The following is a 1,579-nucleotide window of genomic DNA, read 5'->3' on the forward strand; positions in this document are numbered from 1 at the left end:
ACTGAATATTTGGCTGACACACCGCATTCGCGAGCAAGCCCGCTCCCACATTTGGATCTTCTCCAGGCTTAATTTCGGTGTTAACCCACCAAACCCGCACGCAACCCCACGTCCCACCAGAAAATTCTTTCTGGTTATATAAACATTCTTAAATAGTATTTTTAAGAATATCCGCGCTTATCTACTATCGCTCTCACGCCACCCGCAGTGCCGCCACTGCAAGGCACTCTTTATTTCAGGAGCGAGACCATGAGCGCATCTCTACGTAGCGTCGACGGCCAGGACGAAGCAGCCATTTTGCGTGAGATCCAGAGCGCATTGCGCGACCTGCGCTTTGGCGCGGTGGAAATCACTGTGCATAACGCGCAAGTGGTCCAGATCGAACGCAAAGAAAAATTCCGCCTGCAAAACCCGGGTAACAAACCGAGCTGAGCAGTTACGGCGATTCGCATGCTAGACCCGCACTTATAAGAAAAAGCCAACACCCAGAATTTTCAGGAGCTTCTATGTCGTCGATTCGCCGTTACGCCCTGGCCGCCCTGGCCAGCGCCGTGTTTGCAGGTTCCGCCGTTGCCAAGGACTACGAGTTGCTCAACGTCTCGTACGACCCGACCCGTGAGCTGTACCAGGACTACAACGCTGAGTTCACCAACTTCTGGAAACAGTCCCACCCCGGCGACAACGTGAAAATCCAGCAATCCCACGGCGGCTCGGGCAAGCAAGGCCGCGCCGTGATCGATGGCCTGCGCGCCGACGTGGTGACCCTGGCCCTGGCCGGCGACATCGACGAAATCGCCAAGTTGGGCAAGACCCTCCCGGAAAACTGGCAGACCCGCCTGCCGGACGCCAGCACCCCGTACACCTCGACCATCGTGTTCCTGGTGCGCAAGGGCAACCCTAAAGGCATCAAGGATTGGGGCGACCTTATCAAGAAAGACGTGTCCGTCATCACACCGAACCCGAAAACCTCCGGCGGCGCCCGTTGGAACTTCCTCGCCGCCTGGGCCTACGGCCTCAAGGCGGGCGGCAGCGAAGCCAAGGCCCAGGAATACGTGAAAGAACTGTTCAAACACGTGCCTGTGCTGGACACCGGCGCCCGTGGTTCGACCATCACCTTCGTCAACAACGGTCAGGGTGACGTGTTGCTGGCCTGGGAAAACGAAGCCTTCCTGGCGTTGAAAGAAGACGGCGGCGCCGACAAGTTCGACATCGTCGTACCGTCCCTGTCGATCCTCGCCGAGCCGCCCGTGGCCGTGGTCGACAAGAACGCCGAGAAAAAGGGCAACACCGAAATCGCCACGGAATACCTGAAACACCTGTACAGCCCGGCTGGCCAGGAGATTGCGGCGAAGAACTTCTACCGCCCACGCGATGCGAAAGTTGCCGCCAAATACGCCCAACAGTTCCCGAAACTGGACCTGGTGACTATCGACAAAGACTTCGGCGGCTGGAAAACTGCCCAACCGAAATTCTTTAACGACGGTGGCGTGTTCGACCAGATCTACACCGCCCAGTAAGAGCGAGTTGTGGGGGGGGGGGGGGGGGGGGGGGGGGGGGGGGGGGGGGGGGGGGGGGGGGG

General features: G+C 58.9%; 2 protein-coding genes. Both read left to right on the plus strand.

Translation table 11 applies throughout. From position 1 onward, the window contains the following. The first annotated feature begins 249 nt into the window (after positions 1 to 249). On the plus strand, positions 250 to 432 hold the full coding sequence (gene oscA / locus NUV89_RS29610; RefSeq protein WP_003170956.1) for a sulfur starvation response protein OscA: 183 nt from the start codon (positions 250 to 252) through the stop codon (positions 430 to 432). 74 nt (positions 433 to 506) lie between these two features. Next, complete coding sequence (locus NUV89_RS29615; RefSeq protein WP_016975030.1) at positions 507 to 1,517, plus strand: sulfate ABC transporter substrate-binding protein; 1,011 nt, start codon at positions 507 to 509, stop codon at positions 1,515 to 1,517. The last annotated feature ends 62 nt before the right edge of the window (positions 1,518 to 1,579 follow it).

Source organism: Pseudomonas sp. 18.1.10 (assembly GCF_024655625.1).
In the GTDB taxonomy this organism is placed as follows: Bacteria; Pseudomonadota; Gammaproteobacteria; order Pseudomonadales; family Pseudomonadaceae; genus Aquipseudomonas.

What these genes read in the sequence shown, in the direction of transcription:
- oscA (WP_003170956.1), top strand. Translation starts at nt 250, where the DNA reads ATGAGCGCATCTCTACGTAGCGTCGACGGCCAGGACGAAGCAGCCATT.
- NUV89_RS29615 (WP_016975030.1), top strand. Translation starts at nt 507, where the DNA reads ATGTCGTCGATTCGCCGTTACGCCCTGGCCGCCCTGGCCAGCGCCGTG.